Source organism: Curtobacterium sp. PhB190 (assembly GCF_004365385.1).
GTDB lineage: Bacteria > Actinomycetota > Actinomycetes > Actinomycetales > Microbacteriaceae > Curtobacterium.
The window spans coordinates 1-17,416 of record NZ_SODN01000015.1; the positions used below are offsets into that span (position 1 = coordinate 1).

At 66.6% G+C, this 17,416-nt stretch carries 23 protein-coding genes; 10 read left to right on the forward strand and 13 right to left on the reverse strand.

The annotated features are described in order from the left end of the window. Positions 1-152: 152 nt before the first annotated feature. Positions 153-494, reverse strand: a complete 342-nt coding sequence (locus EDF47_RS18295; RefSeq protein WP_133939032.1) for a winged helix-turn-helix domain-containing protein — start codon at positions 492-494, stop codon at positions 153-155. Between the two features lie 133 nt (positions 495-627). Here EDF47_RS18295 and EDF47_RS19985 point away from each other — a divergent pair, with 133 nt between their 5' ends. Together EDF47_RS19985 and EDF47_RS19990 are read left to right on the forward strand one after the other, a co-directional pair. Next, complete coding sequence (locus EDF47_RS19985) at positions 628-774, forward strand: hypothetical protein (protein WP_166673265.1); 147 nt, start codon at positions 628-630, stop codon at positions 772-774. A gap of 772 nt (positions 775-1,546) precedes the next feature. After that, positions 1,547-1,690 carry a hypothetical protein gene (locus EDF47_RS19990; protein WP_166673266.1) on the forward strand — a complete coding sequence of 48 codons (144 nt, stop codon included), beginning with the start codon at positions 1,547-1,549 and terminating at the stop codon, positions 1,688-1,690. Between the two features lie 30 nt (positions 1,691-1,720). On the opposite strand, the gene EDF47_RS18300 is transcribed toward EDF47_RS19990, so the two are convergent. Both EDF47_RS18300 and EDF47_RS18305 read right to left on the reverse strand, forming a co-directional pair. After that, positions 1,721-2,110, reverse strand: coding sequence for a helix-turn-helix domain-containing protein (locus EDF47_RS18300; RefSeq protein WP_133939034.1), 390 nt, complete (start codon positions 2,108-2,110; stop codon positions 1,721-1,723). A 460-nt stretch (positions 2,111-2,570) separates the two neighbouring features. Next, positions 2,571-3,011: a GNAT family N-acetyltransferase gene (locus EDF47_RS18305; protein WP_133939036.1), complete on the reverse strand. Its 441-nt coding sequence runs from the start codon at positions 3,009-3,011 to the stop codon at positions 2,571-2,573. 199 nt (positions 3,012-3,210) lie between these two features. Between EDF47_RS18305 and EDF47_RS18310 the strand changes: the two genes are divergently transcribed. Both EDF47_RS18310 and EDF47_RS18315 read left to right on the forward strand, forming a co-directional pair. Further along, positions 3,211-3,948 carry a metallophosphoesterase gene (locus EDF47_RS18310; RefSeq protein WP_166673267.1) on the forward strand — a complete coding sequence of 246 codons (738 nt, stop codon included), beginning with the start codon at positions 3,211-3,213 and terminating at the stop codon, positions 3,946-3,948. Next, positions 3,945-4,559 carry a LysE family transporter gene (locus EDF47_RS18315; protein ID WP_133939040.1) on the forward strand — a complete coding sequence of 205 codons (615 nt, stop codon included), beginning with the start codon at positions 3,945-3,947 and terminating at the stop codon, positions 4,557-4,559. The genes EDF47_RS18310 and EDF47_RS18315 overlap by 4 nt, the downstream gene beginning before the upstream one ends. A gap of 25 nt (positions 4,560-4,584) precedes the next feature. Here EDF47_RS18315 and EDF47_RS18320 read toward each other — a convergent pair whose 3' ends face one another. Then, positions 4,585-5,832 (reverse strand): MFS transporter, encoded by a 1,248-nt coding sequence (locus tag EDF47_RS18320; RefSeq protein ID WP_133939042.1) that lies wholly within the window; start codon positions 5,830-5,832, stop codon positions 4,585-4,587. A 423-nt stretch (positions 5,833-6,255) separates the two neighbouring features. After that, positions 6,256-6,798 carry a GNAT family N-acetyltransferase gene (locus tag EDF47_RS18325; RefSeq protein ID WP_133939044.1) on the reverse strand — a complete coding sequence of 181 codons (543 nt, stop codon included), beginning with the start codon at positions 6,796-6,798 and terminating at the stop codon, positions 6,256-6,258. Between the two features lie 65 nt (positions 6,799-6,863). Here EDF47_RS18325 and EDF47_RS18330 point away from each other — a divergent pair, with 65 nt between their 5' ends. Next, on the forward strand, positions 6,864-7,619 hold the full coding sequence (locus tag EDF47_RS18330; RefSeq protein ID WP_133939046.1) for a metallophosphoesterase family protein: 756 nt from the start codon (positions 6,864-6,866) through the stop codon (positions 7,617-7,619). 44 nt (positions 7,620-7,663) lie between these two features. On the opposite strand, the gene EDF47_RS18335 is transcribed toward EDF47_RS18330, so the two are convergent. From EDF47_RS18335 to EDF47_RS18350, 4 genes are all read right to left on the reverse strand, one after another. Then, positions 7,664-8,095: a GNAT family N-acetyltransferase gene (locus EDF47_RS18335; RefSeq protein WP_133939048.1), complete on the reverse strand. Its 432-nt coding sequence runs from the start codon at positions 8,093-8,095 to the stop codon at positions 7,664-7,666. Between the two features lie 551 nt (positions 8,096-8,646). Further along, entirely contained in the window at positions 8,647-9,684 is a 1,038-nt protein-coding gene (locus tag EDF47_RS18340; protein WP_133939050.1) for a CU044_5270 family protein, read from the reverse strand. Further along, positions 9,650-10,228, reverse strand: coding sequence for a sigma-70 family RNA polymerase sigma factor (locus EDF47_RS18345; RefSeq protein WP_243834088.1), 579 nt, complete (start codon positions 10,226-10,228; stop codon positions 9,650-9,652). Before EDF47_RS18345 ends, EDF47_RS18340 begins: the two co-directional genes overlap by 35 nt. A gap of 171 nt (positions 10,229-10,399) precedes the next feature. Next, positions 10,400-11,023, reverse strand: a complete 624-nt coding sequence (locus tag EDF47_RS18350) for an SDR family oxidoreductase (RefSeq protein WP_208321008.1) — start codon at positions 11,021-11,023, stop codon at positions 10,400-10,402. A 170-nt stretch (positions 11,024-11,193) separates the two neighbouring features. Here EDF47_RS18350 and EDF47_RS18355 point away from each other — a divergent pair, with 170 nt between their 5' ends. Together EDF47_RS18355 and EDF47_RS18360 are read left to right on the forward strand one after the other, a co-directional pair. Next, positions 11,194-11,748 carry a TetR family transcriptional regulator gene (locus EDF47_RS18355; protein WP_133939054.1) on the forward strand — a complete coding sequence of 185 codons (555 nt, stop codon included), beginning with the start codon at positions 11,194-11,196 and terminating at the stop codon, positions 11,746-11,748. Between the two features lie 377 nt (positions 11,749-12,125). Next, positions 12,126-12,380 carry a hypothetical protein gene (locus EDF47_RS18360; protein WP_131845521.1) on the forward strand — a complete coding sequence of 85 codons (255 nt, stop codon included), beginning with the start codon at positions 12,126-12,128 and terminating at the stop codon, positions 12,378-12,380. A gap of 30 nt (positions 12,381-12,410) precedes the next feature. Here the strand turns inward: EDF47_RS18360 and EDF47_RS18365 are convergent, their stop codons facing one another. The 4 genes from EDF47_RS18365 to EDF47_RS18380 all read right to left on the reverse strand — a co-directional run bounded on the left by EDF47_RS18365 (position 12,411) and on the right by EDF47_RS18380 (position 16,201). Next, the gene (locus tag EDF47_RS18365) at positions 12,411-13,301 is read right to left on the reverse strand and encodes a hypothetical protein (protein WP_133939056.1); all 891 of its coding nucleotides are present in this window, start codon (positions 13,299-13,301) and stop codon (positions 12,411-12,413) included. Between the two features lie 677 nt (positions 13,302-13,978). Then, positions 13,979-14,641, reverse strand: coding sequence for a hypothetical protein (locus EDF47_RS18370; protein ID WP_133939057.1), 663 nt, complete (start codon positions 14,639-14,641; stop codon positions 13,979-13,981). 21 nt (positions 14,642-14,662) lie between these two features. Further along, a complete protein-coding gene (locus EDF47_RS18375) occupies positions 14,663-15,109 on the reverse strand; it encodes a hypothetical protein (RefSeq protein WP_133939058.1) in 447 nt (148 codons plus the stop codon). Positions 15,110-15,580: 471 nt separating this feature from the next. After that, positions 15,581-16,201, reverse strand: a complete 621-nt coding sequence (locus tag EDF47_RS18380; RefSeq protein WP_133939098.1) for a recombinase family protein — start codon at positions 16,199-16,201, stop codon at positions 15,581-15,583. Positions 16,202-16,490: 289 nt separating this feature from the next. Here EDF47_RS18380 and EDF47_RS18385 point away from each other — a divergent pair, with 289 nt between their 5' ends. The 3 genes from EDF47_RS18385 (at position 16,491) to EDF47_RS18395 (ending at position 17,396) form a co-directional block, all read left to right on the forward strand. Next, a complete protein-coding gene (locus EDF47_RS18385; RefSeq protein ID WP_133939059.1) occupies positions 16,491-16,739 on the forward strand; it encodes a hypothetical protein in 249 nt (82 codons plus the stop codon). 113 nt (positions 16,740-16,852) lie between these two features. Next, positions 16,853-17,065, forward strand: a complete 213-nt coding sequence (locus tag EDF47_RS18390) for a DUF2188 domain-containing protein (protein ID WP_243834089.1) — start codon at positions 16,853-16,855, stop codon at positions 17,063-17,065. A gap of 85 nt (positions 17,066-17,150) precedes the next feature. Continuing rightward, positions 17,151-17,396 (forward strand): hypothetical protein, encoded by a 246-nt coding sequence (locus tag EDF47_RS18395; protein ID WP_133939060.1) that lies wholly within the window; start codon positions 17,151-17,153, stop codon positions 17,394-17,396. The last annotated feature ends 20 nt before the right edge of the window (positions 17,397-17,416 follow it).

Here is a 17,416-nt window from a genome sequence, read left to right on the forward strand (position 1 = left end):
CATCACCGCACAGATCAAGTAACACCCCACGTACTCCGGCTGTGCATGGCAGACCGGAACGGCCAACGCCCCGTCGCTCGCGACGGGGCGTTGCTTATGCGTGGAGACCCCACGCAATATCCGACGCCCAGACTTCACTTTCGCGGTGATGATTACTCGTCCACGCGCGAACAGTCACCCACGCACCCGGCGAAGAAGTCCCGGTACCGGACGGGTCCGCCGATGAAGTACCCGCGGCCGGGAACGGCACGTAGAAGGTCGTCGCGGATGAGTGCCCGGTAGGCGTTCAAGATTGTGTTGATGCTCAGCCCAGAGGTTGCTGCCGCAACCCGGTACGGCGGCAGCTGATCCCCGTTCCGGAGGGTGCCGTCGGCGATGGCGTCGCGGACGAGCTGCTCGACCCGATGCTGCAGAAGCCCGCTCGACCGGTGCCGCGCCGGCAACACGATCCGGAACGCACCCACGTGTACGGGCGTCTCGTCTTCGTCGCTCATACGCCGGCGCCCCCGTGTTGGTTATGGCGCGGGGCGGGACACCGGATCAGTAGCAGCCCACCCCGCTAACAGCGGGTACCACCCAGCTGCTGTCCACAGTCTGCCCCAACCAGCCCCTCGTACCGTGCAGTCGATGACGAAGCCCGCACCGCGCCGCCGGAAGCCCGCACCAGTCCGCCGGCCGCCCGGGAGCCTGCGCATGCGCTGGTGGCAGTGGGCGCTGCTCGGAGCCCTCGCCGCCGGTACGACCGTGCTGGTCGTCGCAGCGCTGCTGAAGTAACCCCGCCCGGTGCGGTCCGCGGGACGGTGTTAGTTCCCGGGGGCAACGGAACGTTCGGGTCATCCCGCCACCCCCGGGATAGCGCACTCCCCCACCAGCCTCAAGGCAGGAAAGGCAAGTCTCTCGAACGGGAAACGAGTGTCACGCAGCATCACCGCCGCGGAGCGCTCCGGCAAGCATAGAACCGCGCCGCCGCTGACAGAAGCCCCTGTCCAGTTCCCCGGCAGACGGTGTCCGTAACAGGGATTCGGGATGCCGGCCACGCACCAAACGCCACCGACATCCCGCAACGCGCCACATCCTGACCCGAACAGGGGGCGCGCATGATCAACGATCCGCGCACACGCATGTTCTGACAAGTCGGCACTACGGAGGACCGCTGCTCCGAAGTGGCTACCCCTCCGAACCGGGGTGTCTGGCTGCCACCCGAAGACAGCCAGACATCCCCCTGCGCGACGATGTCGCGGTGTCGGATCCGGCCGCAGTGTTTCCCTGCCCGCGTCCGTGAGACCGACTCAAACACGGCCGGCACGTCGAGGAGAGCCCCACAACAGGGGGAACGACAGTGGAGCCCAGTCGTGACGCGGATCCGGGTACACCGGAATGTCCGGCAGGCGCAGCCGCCGTACAAACAGTTCGCGGATGAAACGATTCGGCGGCATGCTGACCAGGCTCGCCAGGGGCGCAGAGCCGACGGACAGGGGATCGCATGGAGACGAGGGCAGAGCTCGAGCAGCTGCGGCGGGACCCCGCAGAGTGGCACCGTCGGGGCATGCATCACCCCGACGAGCTCGCACGGATCGTGCACCGGCGGATCCTGCACGGGCAGGCCGGGATCGTCTACGCCGACTTCTTCACCCCGGCCACGACCAACACCAGCGGCAGCGCACCGGCACTCCCCCGCAGGATCGCGTAACGCACCAAGCTTCGTTCGCGCGGGGCGGGTTCAGCGAGGAAGCTGATCCCGGGCGCCGCGGGCAGTCTCGGACGGTGTCTCGCCGTACTGGGCCCGGTAGTAGCCGGAGAACCGGCCGAAGTGCGGGACCCCGACCTCGGCCGCGACCGTCATCACCGACTGATATGGGTTCGCGAGCAGCATCTGCCGAGCACGATGCATCCGCAGTAGCCGAACCACCAACGACGGCGACATCCCTAGATCTCGCTCAAATGCCCCCTGCAAACCACGCTTGCTATACCCGCTCGCCGCCGCAATCTCCGGCGCCGTCAACCGACCCCGATACCGCGACTCAATACACGCCAGCGCCCGAGCGACCGCCGGCTTCTGCGCACCAACATCGATACCCACCGCTAAGAGCTCGCTCGTCGACGCCGACATGCACCGACCGTAACCCCCTCAACGGGCTCACGCACGGCCGGGTCCTACTCGCGCCGGCTACCTCGGCGGTGACCAGCTGCGACCGAACGCACGCGTGAGCACCACACCCCAGTCCGCGTCAGTGATCGTTCCCGTCGACGTGACAGTGCTGAACTCCCCACGCTCATACTGCAGCGGTGGCTGCCCCACCCGGTGGGACCCGAGCATCTCAGTGACCGTCCACGTTTTCCTGGCCGTGTCCGACGGCACCAGATCGAGCTGCAGACGGTGACCGTGCACCGAGGCAGTGGCCGGGAGCTTCGGAATATGGGGCGGCATTTGCACAGTCCACCCCCTCCCCGGTCCAAGTTCCCGCAGACACGCACGAACCAGGCCCGCTCGAGCAACCACGCTCGCCAGCCCCATCGACGAAGTGGATATGCCGAGATGAGCACCCCACCCACCCCCATTAGTCGATGGTTCAGCGGGCGGCACGCACCCAGCGCCGCCACTGTGGCTGCGGCGCGTAACCGCGAGCGGACCAAGCCGACTGGCCGAGGGTGTTGTCTTCGAGCACCATCGCGTCGAACCGTCCGGCGCCGAGCGCGCTCAGACGCGCTTCGGCAGCATCGAGGAGGGCCCGAGCAACGCCCTGCCGACGGTGTTCCGGATGTATGGCCAAGCGATACAGGTGGGCACGCCACCCATCCCAGCCGGCAATGACCGTGCCGACGATCCGGTCATCTGCGCGAATGACGAGGACCGCTTCCGGGTCACGTCGGAGCAGCGCCTGCACTGCCTGCATGGAGTCGGTCGGTCGCGCGTCGTTCTCGCCCGCGATCTCCCAGAACGCTACGAGCTCATCGATATCCGCAAGGGTCGCAGTAACTACGACGTACGGGACCGCAGGGTGGTCAGTCATAGATTCGACAGTAGAACTCAGCGCTCACTCGACGAAGGCCCCACGCTCCGACCAGCACAGCACCCTCCGCCACGTCAGAGTCCGCCAGACGATTCTTTGCCGGAGCTGATCGCCCCCGAAGTGGAAAAACGGGCGCGGTGTGAGCAGGCCGAGGACCGCACTTCTGCCAGGCTGACGTGCGTTCACACAAGGGGGAATCTTGACCGTCATTGCACACCTCAGCGACCCACACCTCGACGGAAGTACCGAGCGTCTACACCGGCTGGAAGTCGTTCTCGGCCAGGTGGCTGATCTCCCGGCCCTCGACGGACTACTCCTCAGCGGGGATCTGAGCGACCACGGCGAAGCTGCTGAGTACGAACAGTTCTTCGCTGCTCTGCCGCGAGACGTACCGACGGTCGTGGTGCCCGGCAACCACGACCTCACGAACCCCTACCTCGCGGCACTCCGCGAATGGCACGGGGACGCTGCCACCAACACCACGATCGACGTCACGGGGCTGCGACTCATCGGCCTTGATTCGCACATCAACCACGACGACACCGGCGAACTCGCTCCGGCGGCTCTCGACTACGCCCGCGAGCAGATCACGACCACCGACCGCCCGGTCGTGCTCGCAATGCACCACCCACCGGTACCCGTGGGGCATCACGTCATGGACCAGTTCGGGTTGAGCAACTGTGCAGCCCTCACCGAACTCGTCCGTGAACATGACAACGTGATCGGCATCTTCACCGGGCACGTGCACACTGCCCTGGCGACGACCTACGCGGGCGTTCCTCTGCTCGGCGCGCCAGGCATCGTCAGCACGATGCGACTCGGTAGCAAAGCCGGTCCGATCGCCGATGGTGACGCGATGCCAGGACTCGCGGTGCACACCATCACCGGCACCACGATCAGCACCGTGTTCCACTACCTCAGCCCGTTGGCGTTGTGACTGTTGCGCTCCTGGTACTGACAGTGATCCCATTCGTCGTCAGCCCCGGGGCGAGCTTCGCCATCACCGTCGACGCGGCGAGCACCGGTGATCGGTTGGCCGCCGTCAGGGTGTGGGCCGGGACCGCTCTTGGAATCGCCGTCGTCGCGTCGATCGCGGCCGTGAGCGGCCTCGGACGGTTCTTTGCCCAGCACGACGTCGCCCGGACGATTTTCGGCGTCGTCGGAGGTGTGGTCCTGGTCGCGCTTGGAGTCAGCGCACTGGTCAAGGCGCTTCGGTCGCTCCGTCAGCCCCTACCGGTGGCACGCCGCTCAGACCGGTACTTCCTATGGTCGTTTTTCGCACTCATCACGAACATCAAGGCGCTCAGCCTCTATGTGCTGGTCGTGCCCGGGCTCGGCGCGACCACCGTCACCGGATCGGCCGTGTTTTTCCTCTTCGCCGGCGTGCACATCGTCCTGCTCCTGGTGTGGCTGACCCTGCTCAGCGAAGGTGTCCGCCGTATCCCGAGTGTCGGCACGTCGCCACGCGTCCAAGCCGGCCTCCTCGGTCTCGCTGCCCTCACCCTCATCGGCGTAGGGGGACAGGCCCTCATCAATGCCTTACGCTGACAACCCCGTCGCACTAGCCGATCGGCTACCGGACGGCGTTTGTCCGGAGTGGAGAGCACGTAGCAACCAGCATGGCGCCGGCGAAGACCAGTGTCACCGCGAGCAAGGCAAAGCCGTCACCGGTGACGGTCATGAGAGCGCCGCCTCCAACTGCTCCCGCAGCCGCGAGCGTTCGGTTCGCGCTGCGCATCGTGCCGTTCATCCGCCCGAGGAGGGCGTCCGGTGTGACGCTCTGGCGAAGGCTCATCTCGTTCGCGTTCTCGCACCCCGCGGCAGCGCCGTGGACGGCGAAAGCGACGAACAGGACCACGACAGTCGCCGGGGGTGCTGCAACGCCGACACCGAGGGTTGCAAGCGTGATGGCTGCCCACGCGACGGGATAAGCGGCTCGTGCGGCGATGATCGTGCGGCCAGCACCGAAGCGGACGCCGAGACGCGGAGCAGCAGTCGCGCCGAGGAGCATTGCGACGCCGCTCACGGCGATGATTGCTCCGTAGACGGCCGCCGGGAGTGCGAGCGTGCGGAGCGCGAGGGTCGCGAACACCGTCAGGGCGGCGGCGTTGGCGAGGAACCAGAGGTGTGTGGACACAGCCAGCGGTGCGAGCGTCCGGTGCCCGTACGTCCACCGCAGGCCGTCGGCGATCTCACCCCGGAGCCGCGAACCGACTCGGCGGGCGGGCACCTGCTCGTCGGCGGGCACCCGCGCGATGAGCAGCGCGTCGACGAAGTAGCTCACGGCGTCGATCGCGATCGCCATCGGTGCGGTCACGAGACTGACCAGGACACCGCCGAGCGCCGGACCCGCGGTCTGTGCGGCCGCGTCGCTCTGGTCCACCCGAGCGTTGGCAGCCAGGAGGAGGTTCCTGGGCACTATCCGCGGCAGGAGCGACTGGGTGGCGGCGAAGCCCACAACGGAGAGGATGCCGAACACAAAGAGCGCCGCAGCCGTGGCCCAGAGGTTCAGGACTCCGGTCAGCCAAAGGACCGGGATCGTGCCGAGGCACACGCCGCGGCCGACACTCGCCCAGATGAGCAGTGGCTTCCGTCGGACGCGGTCGACGTAGGCGCCGACGATCAAACCGAACAGTGCGTACGGAAGGAACTGGGCGGCATTCACCAGTCCCACCTCGAGAGGACTGGCACGCAGCACCGTGACCACGAGAACCGGAACGGCGACCGCACTCACCGCCGATCCGAAGGAGGAGACCGTTTCGGCATACCAGTACGAGCGGAAACCGGGCACCCGACGCAGCGTGCTCACGACGTCGCCCATGAGTTAACGCTGACAGAGTGCGCCTTTCCGAGCAAGCAAGTTCACATCAGGAACCCCGTCCGGTACGCGACCGCCTACTGTGACTACTGATCCTGCGGGTTCCGCCCCGGACCCATCTGGGTCACCGCGCCAAGGAACCCGGCGGGTTCGTCATCGTCCACGAAGCCAATCGCGACATGAGTATGCACGGGGATGCTTCCAAAGGAGCCCGTGTCTGTTTTGAACCAGACGACCGGGACCGGGTACAGGCCTTCGCGCACCGCTTCGATCGCGGCAGCCGCAAGGTCGGGCCACGCTGCTTCTTGACTCGGCGAGATGCCGAGGGAAACCGCTCCTCCGATCCGTAAGACTCGCATCGTTCGATATTCCTCTGACCCGCACGCTGGTTTCCAAGACTACGTGCCCGTCTCGATGGACGATCGGTTAGCGATGCGGCTCTGCTCGCCCCGCCTCGGTCGAGATCCAGAAACGTTGGAACACCTGTCCGGCGCCGTCGATCGCCTCGCATTCCAACCGGCCACCGTTGCCCTCGATGACGAGGCGGGACCCTAGGTTCTGGGGGTCGCAGGTGAGCAGCACTTCCGACAGGCCACGGTGGTGAGCAATTCGGAGGGCACCCTGGAGCGCTTGACTGGCGATTCCTCGGCGTCGGGCACTGGGCCGAACGCTGTAGCCGATGTGGCCGCCGTAACAGCGGAGGAAGTCGTTGAGCTCGTGGCGAAGCGCGATGCTTCCGAGGTATTCGTCGCCCTCGACCATCCAGTAGTAGCTGCAGGTAACGAACCCCTCGCCCGCTGAGACGAATTCCTCGGCCAGCAGCTGCATCACCCACTCGGCGAATCCGGCTTCCATCGCCAACGGGGCTGCGTCACGAATGCCGGCACCGTCCTGGTGCGCCCCCTCCCACTCGAGCATCGACTGCTGGAACGATCGGAAGAACCGTTCGGCCGGCCGTTCGAGCTGCATCCCATGATCCTAGAGCTGTCTCAGTAGCCGATCGGTCAGCGGGCGTGAGTGGCAGGGTTGCGTGCATGGTGTCGCGTGTCGCTGTCCTTTCGGATATCCACGGAATGCTGCCCGCGCTCGACCGGGTGCTCGACGAGCCGGTCGTGCGGAGCGCAGAGCTGATCGTCGTGACTGGCGATCACACCTGGGGGCCGCAACCAGCGGACGTCCTGGACCGCCTCACCGAGCTGGGAGACCGTGCCCTCCTGATTCGAGGGAACGCAGACCGAGAACTGCTCTCCATGTCGCGCGGCATCGACGTCGGTCTCAACGACGACCCGGTGTCCGTGTGGGGCGCAGCGCAACTCACTCCTGCACACCAATCCCTCCTGGACGCGATGCCCGAACGCGCCACTGTCGACGTAGCCGGGTTCGGCCCGGTGTTCTTCTCGCACGCAACTCCGCGGAACGACGAAGAAGTCGTCCTCGTGGACAGCCGCCTCGACCGGTGGGCCGAGGTCTACCGAGACTTACCCATGGAGGTGGAAACCGTCGTGTGCGGGCACACACACATGCCCTTCGCGCGGCTTGTTGACGGACGCCTGGTCGTCAATCCAGGGAGCGTAGGGCTCCCCTACGGGCGCGCCGGCGCACACTGGGCGGTCCTGGACAACGGATCGGTCACCCTCAGCAGGTCCCGCATCGACCCGGACGATCTGATCCGCGACGTCACCGCGGCTTCAACGATGCCGGGCGTCTCAGCATGGCTGGAGGACAGCGTTCGACAACAAGCCACCGATATCGACGTCATCGCTGCCTTCGGGCCCCGGGACGGCCGATAGGCCGCCGTGCCCCGCTCGCCGCGACGGTCTCGATAGCCGATGGTTCAGCGGGCGGCACGCACCCAGCGCCGCCACTGTTGCTGCGGCGCGTAACCGCGAGCGGACCAAGCCGACTGGCCGAGGGCGTTGCCTTCGAGCACCATCGCGTCGAACCGTCCGGCGCCGAGCGCGCTCAGACGCGCTTCGGCAGCATCGAGAAGGGCCCGAGCAACGCCCTGCCGACGCTGTTCCGGATGCACGGCCAAGCGACACAGGTGGGCACGCCACCCATCCCAGCCGGCAATGACCGTGCCGACGATCCGGTCATCTGCACGAATGACGAGGACCGCTTCCGGGTCACGCCGGAGCAGCGCCCGGACTGCCTGCATGGAGTCGGTCGGCCGAGCGTCGTTCTCGCCCGCAATCTCCCAGAACGCTACGAGCTCGTCGATATCCGCAGGGGGTACGACGTAGGAGACTATGGGGTGGTCAGTCATAGATTCGACAGTAGGACTCACTACTTGCTCGACGAAGGTCCCACGCTCCGATCAGCACGGCGGCCTCCGCCATGTCGGCGTCCGCCAGCCGATTCTCTGCCGAGAGGGGTAGGTGCCGGGGCGCTGTCCCTGAAACACCACCCCGGCCGGGCGTCCCACACTGCCAGGAGAACGCCCGTGCGCCGCCGGCGAGCATGCTCAACCGAACGGCGTCTGCACCATACTGCCTGCCGCTTAGTTCCGATAATGGTTCTTCTCGGAATATCTTGGCGGGGGTGTAAGCGAGGTGTGGAGGAGTAAGCGGGGAGCCTTGCGTCGAGTGGTGAAATCAGCCGGTCCGCCGGAGCCACAGCGCCTGTCGGTGCTGTGGCTCCAGGCGATCGGGGTATCGGGTCCGACGGTGGCCTGCCACGAAGCGAGGCGTTAGATGACCGGTGCGGTTCAGCCCGTCGGTTCCGTCGGGGTGAGAGCCCAGCTCACGTCGACCCAGCGTGTAGTCGGCAAGTCCACCACGTCCATTGGGACGGTGTCCGTGCCAACCTCCGCGGCCCTCACTTGCCCAGTCCCGCCGGGGCGGCGTCGACGACCGTTGTCGTGACGGCGGTCCAACCGATCGCGGTACCGTCCGGGACGTTCCACTCCTCGGCGCCCTTCCCGGTAACGACCTCGCGCTCACCGATAAGACGCCCCGTGTCGGGGTCGATAACGATCTCCTGGACATCGCCCTCGCGGAACGTGTGCCCGATCGCTATGCCGGTTCGCCCGTCGAGGTTCGCCGCGCGATCTGTGATCTCGATGTCCGGGATCAATGCCGCGGCGCGGAACATCGCCGCCCGGAGGTCCGCGGGGACGATGCCGCTTCGCAGAGTGTCGGCGATCCAGACGAGCGCCTCGGAGTCCGGGGAGTTCCCCTGTCCCTTCGTCACGGCGCGGATGCGGTCGAGCAGCGCCTGCGGGTCGCGCGGCAGGTCGCTGAGCATCGTGGGCGAGACGACCGCCGGGCTGTCGTAGAACGCCCCGCCAGCAGCCCGGAGGTACTCGGCAGGTGCCGGGTTCGCCTCGGCTGCGGCACGTGCGGACTCCGGGCCGAACATCTTGATCGGACGCTGCGCATCGCGCACCCACACCCACTCGTCGTCGGTGTCAGACGGGACGTACATCTGCCCGTTCTGCGATGAGAGGTACACGCGGCGGCTTCCGTCGTCGGCGTTGCTGACGTACGCGTACGCGGCGTGTGTCGCGACCTCGAGGTACTGCCCAGTCCCGACCGCCGGGTCCGAGGTTTTGACCGTCTCGAGGGCGGCGGCGTTGAGGACCGCGGCGGCGGCCGGGTCCGCGCCGCCGTGGAGTCCGGCGACCCCGAGGACGTTGCCGGCCACGAGCGCCGCAGCGACCCCTGCCGCGACGAGCGAGCCGGTACCGAACCAGCCGATGCGGCGGGTCGTGGTGCTCCGCGGTGACGTCGCGCCGGGCCGCTCCCCCGCAGCAGCGATGTGCGTGAGCAGGATGTCGCGGCCACGGGCCAGGGTCTCGGGCGACGCCGGTTCGACGTCGTTACGGACGGATCGGAGTCGTGTCAGCTCGTCCATGGTCCACCTCCTCGGCCGGGGTCCGGCCAGCAGCAGCACGCAGCATTCTGCGCGCCCGGTTCAGTCGTGAGCGGACGGTCCCGACGGGAACGTCCAATGCCTGAGCGACGCCCTCGTAGTCGAGGTCACCCCAGGCGTAGAGCAGCAGCGCATCACGGTCCCTAGCCGGCATCCGACGCAGAGCTGTCCCAAGCTGCCGCACCTCGAGCACCGCCTCGAGTGCTTCGTGGTGGTGCTCGGTGACCAGCGCCGTCGGGTCCGGTCGCACGCTGAGCCACGCTCTCGCCTCGACTCGGCGGTGCCGTTTCAGCAGTGTCGAGACGATGCCGTACAGCCACGGGAGGGCGTCCGGCCGGCCGAAGTCGTAGTCCCCACGGCGCTCGAACGCCACGGTGAAGGTCTCGGACAACAGGTCGTCCGCGACGTCCGGGCCGGCCCGGCGTGCGGCGTAGCGGTGAATCGGCCGAGCGTGCCGGTCGTACAGCTGCGCAAACACGGCGGGCACGTCCACTGCCTGCCGGATGATGTCGCTGTCGGTGCTCACACCAGATATTGCTCGCCGAGCGCCAACAAGTTCACGACCGATCGATCAGCATGACGACCTCTACTCGCATGATGCGCTCGATAACAGTGCGTCGCAAGACCCTCCTCCGCGTAGCAATTCACAAGGGCTATACCCAAAGCACCCGCCCCCTTCCCTTGCCGTCGTCGAGAATCAGTGACCGGTGCTCCAGTCTCGGAAGCGTGGGCCGACGACCTCGGTGCCAGGACTGGGTAGGAGCGCGCCCTCGCGGAACGCTCGTCCTATCCGGCCCGGGATCGGCAGGAGCACCGGGATCACCCCGGGGCCGGGCAGCGCCTTCGTCATCGTCCACAGCGTCGTGGTGTCGGGGCCTGCGACCTCGACCTCTCGCGCGGAGCGTTCGCCGACCACGACGTCGGCGATCACCGCTGCCACGGCATCGAGTGCAACCGGAGCGATCGTCATCCCCGGGACCAGCGCGACGGGTCCGAAGCGCATCCGCTCGAGGTTCTGCCGGGCGAACTCGAACCACTGCGTGGAGCGCACGATCGTGAGGTGCGGGCTGACGGAACGCGCGACTGCTTCCTGGGCGGTCTTGCCGGCGAAGTAGCCGTACCCCTGCACCTCGGGACGCATGCAGTTGACGATGGAGAGCAGCACGTGGTGCGCGCCGGTCGCACCGGCTACCCTGCCGATCGCGCGGGTCGACCCCGTGAAGAACTGCGTGGCCGCTCTCCTGCTCGTCGTGAACTGTCCAGTCGCCTCGATGATCACGTCCGCACCGGCAAGCGCAGCGGTTGCGTCGTCGCGCAACACGTCGAAACCCGTCGACCGGGATAGCTGCGTGACCGAACATCCTCGCGCTTCCACCGCCTGGCTGATCGCGGCACCGGAGATCCCGCCGCCGACAACTCCTACTCGCATGAGCCCACCCGTCCTCTACGTCCGTAGAGAACACTACGATAGTAGAGGCCGAAGGGACAGGTATGGATCGGCGGGAACTGCTCGCAGATGCGGGAATCAGGCTCACAGCGCGCGGAGGTGTCCGCGCGCTCACGCATCGCGCAGTCGACGCCGAGGCCGAACTGGCCGCGGGGTCGACGTCGTACTACGCCCGCACGCGCCGCGAGCTGACAGCGCTCGTGGTCGCCCGCGTCACAGCGCAACTCTCCGCCGAACTCGGAGCCCTGCAGATCCCCGATGACCTCGACGACGCTGCTGTCGTGCACATCGCGGCCGCGTTCCTCGAACAACTCGCAGCACGAGCAGAAGCGCAAGCGGCTCGCCTTGCACTCCTGCTCGACCTCCGAGAGGACGAGGAACTCCGCGCGCCGCTCACCGGGGCCGACCCGGTGCGCGGCCGGCTGAACGAAACAGCCCGATCACTCCTAAACGCGCTCCGAGTGGACGACCCTGACCGCGCGGCGGTCGATCTCGTCAGCCTCATCGACGCGATGTTGCTCTACCGGACGGCTGCGGTTGCACCGCTCGACCCCGTCTCCGTCCTGACCGCCTACATTGCAGGACTTCCGCGACAATGATCACCGGTACGGCGCGCCCCATAGACGCGCCGCGCACCGCGCACCGCGCACCGCGCACCGCGACGGGACACTCCACCGCCTGAAGGACGAGTAGAACGACGGCCCGCTATGGGTACGAACTCCACGCGACGCAGATGCGGCATTCGCCGGTCAGAGCGACCGAGACTGCGCTCGGGTGTACCAACACCGATGGCGGACGAGAGCGACGGCGGACTCATTCTCGGTGTCCAGGGATGTCGTGTTGTTCGATCCTGCACGTTCGGCCGGGTTCAGTTGCAGCCTTGCGCCTCCGTGTCGGCGTCAGATGGGTCAGTGCTGAGCTGCTCCGCGGGTTAGCATCGCCCTGGGGCGGATGGTCTGCCACCAAGGGGGACACAGTGTCGGACATCATCGCGGTCGGGGAACACAAGAAACGGGTGCAGTTCAAGCTCCGCATCCAGATGGTCGCGTTCATCGCAGCGGTCGTCGGCGGCGCAGCGTTCGCCATCAACGGCGCCGCTCACCTGAACAGTGCCGCGCTCGGGGCCATCGGCCTCGTGGGACTGGGCGTGGCGATCATCGCGTACGTGTGGTCACGCATCTACGGGCTCGTCATCATCGCGAAGCACCAGGGACCGCCGAACCTGCGCTGACCGCGGTCCGGGTGCCGCACTGCAACACGCTCAGTGACAGGCCGTGTCAAGGGCAACGATCCGGCTGGTCGAGCCGATACCGTCCCCCCACGTGAAGATTCCGTGCAAGTCCGGAGACCCGGACACGTCGTCCGTGAACTCCAGCCGGCTCGAGCTGGCATCGACCTTCTGCTGCTGCAGATCAGCACCCGGCACGGTCGCCTCGACCGCTGCCCGGACCGCCGCGGCGGCGCGGACCGGGTCGACGGAATCATCGAGGAACAGGTCCCACCGGTAGAACACGCCCGCCTTCGGACCGTATCCCGCATCGCAGTGCCCCGTGGACGGGGTGACGCGGACAGACCGCGCCGCAGCCGAACCCGTCGGCAATGGCCGCCCGGCGGGGACGATGTCGTCCGGTGTGATCGCCAGCGCATCCAGTACGGCTTGGCTCACCGCGTCGAGTCGCTGCTTCGTCGCGGCCCGGCGTGCGGGAGCGTTGCGTTCCGCAGCCCGACCCGCCGGCGAGGCCGCGGTCTCCGATGCTCGGGCCTCGGCTCTCGCCGTCGCCAGCACCTCTGACCGCGGGTTCTCCCGCTCGTACGCCGCCTGCAGCCGCACCGAGGTCCGGATGATCGTCACCGACCCGGGGACGATCGTGCAGAGAGCGATACCCAGCGCCACAGCTCCGACCAGGAGCGCTGCACCCGGTGTCCCACGAGTGCGCCGGACGTCGACGATGCCCCAAACGAGCGCCCACCCGGGGATCCCGACACCGAGCACGATCGCGACGACTCCGTAGCCAGCGAACCCACCGGGACCGCCGCCGTCACCACCGTCGCCGCCGTCCTGCCCGTAGCCGGCCAGGAGACCGCCGAGGAAGTACGGCACAAACGCCACCAACAAGGCCACCAGCGCCGCGATCGCGAGACCAACGGACACCCCACTCACCCGTCGTCTTGCTCCCGGCCCACCACCCGACACTTCGGTCACACCACTCCCCCGTCACTCTCTCCCGTCGCCAATCATGATGGGTGGTTCCGAGCACGTACAGCGCCACCCCGGCCACCCGGCCACCCGGCCACCCGGCCACCCGGCCACCCGGCCACCCGGCCACCCGGCCACCCGGCCACCCGGCCAACGATCGCCGATCGACGATCTGGACAGCATGGACGAAGGCGTTCGTAATCATCGGATACGCCGTCCTCGCGGTAGGCATGGCCGTGCGGCTCGCAGTCGTCATCGGCGAATTGATTCACATTCAGAGCTATGCATCCGCACGCTCCGATATCACTGACAGTGAATCCCCGATATAGCATTTCCGAAACTGACGCGAAAAACGCATCTGGTACATCAAACCTTACCCTGCCACGCCACCTGCGGCCCACGCTTCGAAAAGCTCCTCCGAGCAACCCGAGGGCGTCCCGTTTCGCTGCTTTATCGTTGAGCGAGTAACGGCCGGACTGCCAATGTTGCGACAGCCCAATCGGAACCTCAATGACTGAGCTCACTTCGGCGTCCGGTGGCCAGTGGCTCTTCGCCACAGCAAACAATTGCCGTAATCACGCAAAGCACCCAACCCGTGGAGCGGGGTGGGTGCTTCTGTCTGGCGTGACGGGTTAGCCGAGCTTGACGTGGTGGAAATACCACCCGGTCTCGGGGATGTTGTAGGTCGCGGCAGTACCCGACGCGACCTTCTTGCAGGCCTTGTTCTCGACGTACTTCTGGACCGAGCCCTTGTGCTTGATCGCACCGATCTGCAGCTGACCGCGTTTCCACGCGGACGGCACCTTCCACGCACCGCTGGTGCTGCTCGTCCCGGACTTGGTCGCCGCCACGGAAACACCGACGTCCTCCTTGACCGTCGTGATCACATCAGATGCCGACACGCTCGTGGTGGATGAGATCGTCCCGGTCACGCCGAACGTCGTGGACCGACTGATCGTCAAAGTGACGCCGCTGTCACCGCTGACGGTGCTGTCCCGGCCGGTCGCGATCGTGAAGTTCGTCAGGGTCTCAGTCGCCTTGCGGCTCACGACTCCCCCTTCACACAGACCGTTGGGTGAGTCGATCGTCCCGGGATGGTTGCTGATCGGCACGTCACCGACGGTCACGACAGTTCCGTTGTCGGACACGATCCCGCCATCGGTGGCGTCCGTGGACACCGACGTGTCGCCGGAGTCTGCCGGGTCCGTGGTCGGAGCCGTGTCAGCGTGTGCCGCGGTCCCTCCGAAGCCGATGAGCGCAGCAGCGAGCACCGACGTCGCGATGATTTTCTTCAATTGTCCCCCCAAGGGTGTCAGTTAATTACTATCGGGAATACCGACGATGTAGAACGATGTCTTCGCCGGAAGCTTGATCTTGACCTTCACTTCACCCGTGGAAGCCAAGGGAATTCCACCACTGTTCTGCACCACGTTCGCGCACGGCCCGTCGAAATTCTTGCCCATCGTCACCTGATAATGACTCGACGGACTGCACGACACGTAGTACGTGATCTGCGTTGTGCCAGCCGGGACGGATTTGAGCGTAAAAGTCTTCGTGCCGGTTCCGCGTCGATGCAGCACTGGTGTCGCATCGGTGTAGAAATCGTGCGACTTGTCGCGCAACTGCACGATCGGGTCCACCGGCCAATGCGAAGTAGCCGCCGCTATCTTGGCATGAACTCCTTGCGTTGAACACCCCGCAGTGGCGATGAGCGCCACAATGCTCAACGCGACAGCAACAATCCGACCGCTGTTCTGCAACATTGCGACCCCCTATCTGTTCCACAACCTAGGGCACCGACCGCAGCCAGACAATGTAAAGGCGTTCAGGTTCGTGCCCCCTGTTCGAGGACGCAGTGATTCCGCGCTCCGAACACCGCTGCCAGCACACGCCGCACAGCTCCGTAGCCGATTTCCGACCAACATCGGAAGGAGCACGGCGACATCGCCGGAGGGGAGCCCTCTTTCTGCACCCACGCCGCTGGAGAGGCGACTGGCGGGCAGCCGACGAGAACCGTGTCTGACTGCTGTCACTGCAACACTCCGGCTAGCAGCCAGCGCGTCGGTCCCGATCCACCCGGGCAAGGATCCGGCGCGCACGCTCAAGGTCGGTCCGGTCATCCCAGTACGTCGGCACACTCCGGCTGAGCTGGCGCAGCGCGGTCACCACGGCACGCTGCTGCGCTTCGAGCTCACTGCCAGTCAGACGCTGCGCGTCTTCGTAGGTGATCAACGTCAACGTTCGAGGTGCGTCGGCACGGTCTTGCTGCGGCGTCCCGCGACCGGGTCGCTATCGCGCCGGAGAGCCCGATACACCGTTGTCCGACTCACCCCGAGGACGTCACCAATCTGCGCAACCGTCATGTCCCGCTGGTCATACAAGCGCCGGGCCGTCCGGGCCTGGTCCGCCGATAGCCGCGGCGGCCGACCACCCGTCCGCCCACGAGCGCGCGCCGCCGCGAGGCCGGCGTGGGTGCGTTCCTTGATGAGGTCCCGTTCGAACTCCGCCAACGCCGCGAACACCTGGAACACCAACCGGCCACCCGGAGAGGTCGTGTCGATCGACTCCTGCAACGACCGGAACCCCACACCCCGCTCCCCCAACGCCTGCAGCTGGTCAATGAGGTTCCGGATCGACCGGCCAAGCCGGTCACGCCGGTCAAGCCGCCACACCACGAGCGTGTCACCCGGACGGAGCTGATCAAGCAGGTTCGCGAGCTCCGGACGGTGCTCGAGCGACCCGGACATGGTGTCGGTCCAGACCCGGTAGCAGCCGGCCGCGTGCAACGCGTCGAGCTGCAACGCCGCATCCTGATCCGTCGTCGACACCCGCGCGTACCCGAGACGCTCACCCATGCGCAGAAACGTAACGGAACTCGTCACACCGGGTTGGTATTGATGCAGAGATAGTGGCACTGGTATCCGCCACACGACGCGCCGCCAATCAGGCCATTCGAGCAGCTCCGAATCGGATGTGCCACAAACGATCGTTTGTGACAGCCTCATCGCCAATCCAGTGGAGCGCACGGCTCGGTTGTCGGTCGCGCCTGGAGGTGGCCGCTCACCGCGGGTTCGCACCGGATGCTCGAGCAGGTACCTGGTTGTCGGCGCCCATCGGTACCGTCCCCACAACGAGAGGGGCGACATGACCGACTACGACAGCGGCATGGTGTTCGGGCGAGCGTGCGAGGGCTGCGGCTTCGACCAAGCCGTGATCTGGTTCGAACCAATCGACGACGATCCCGCCGGCGGCACATCGTGCTCGGAGTGCGGCACTGTGTACGGGCTCGACGGCACCCGTGACCGCGTACGTACGGAGGCCCGGCGCACGACGGGCGTTGAGCCGCCTCGCTCCTTCTCCGGCATCCGAGCTACCAGCCGGCCCGACGACTAGCCTCCCGTCGTCACACATCTGTAACACAGCCATACGGCGTGTCATATTTAGGTGTCGGCGGTCGGGGTTACCTTGTTCGTGACGAGGGAGGTGACATGAGTAGCAACAGGAACGTGGTGCCCAACCCGAACGGCGGCTGGGACGTGCGAGGCGGCGGAAGCCGAGCCTCCGCACACACCGACACCCAGGCTGAGGCGATCGACCGCGCGCGGACGATCATCAACAATCAGGGTGGCGGTGAACTCTCCATCCACAACCGGGAGGGCCAGGTGCGCGCGAAGGACACGATCGCGCCGGGCAACGACCCCAAGAACGTGAAGGGCTGACCCGAGCATCCTTTCGCGTAGAGGCCCGGTCACCGTTGGTGACCGGGCCTCTGTCGCGTCGGGCCGATGACCTAGGCTGCGCCGCATGACCCTCAACTCAGCAGTAGTAACTCGCGCCAGCCAGGCCCTGCGTGGCTATTCCGTGGGCGGTGAGACGAAGGACCGCGACGACGCGCACGCCGCACTGTCGGATCTGATCCTCGCCGCTCAATCATCCGGAGACACGGCGGTGGAGGGGCGGCTGCGTCAGGTACGGGAGATGCTCTCGCTCGGCCAGGCGTCCGCGAACGACGCCGACAACCTTCTCGACGAGATTGTGCACCCCGGGTAGCTACGCATCGTCCGATAGCC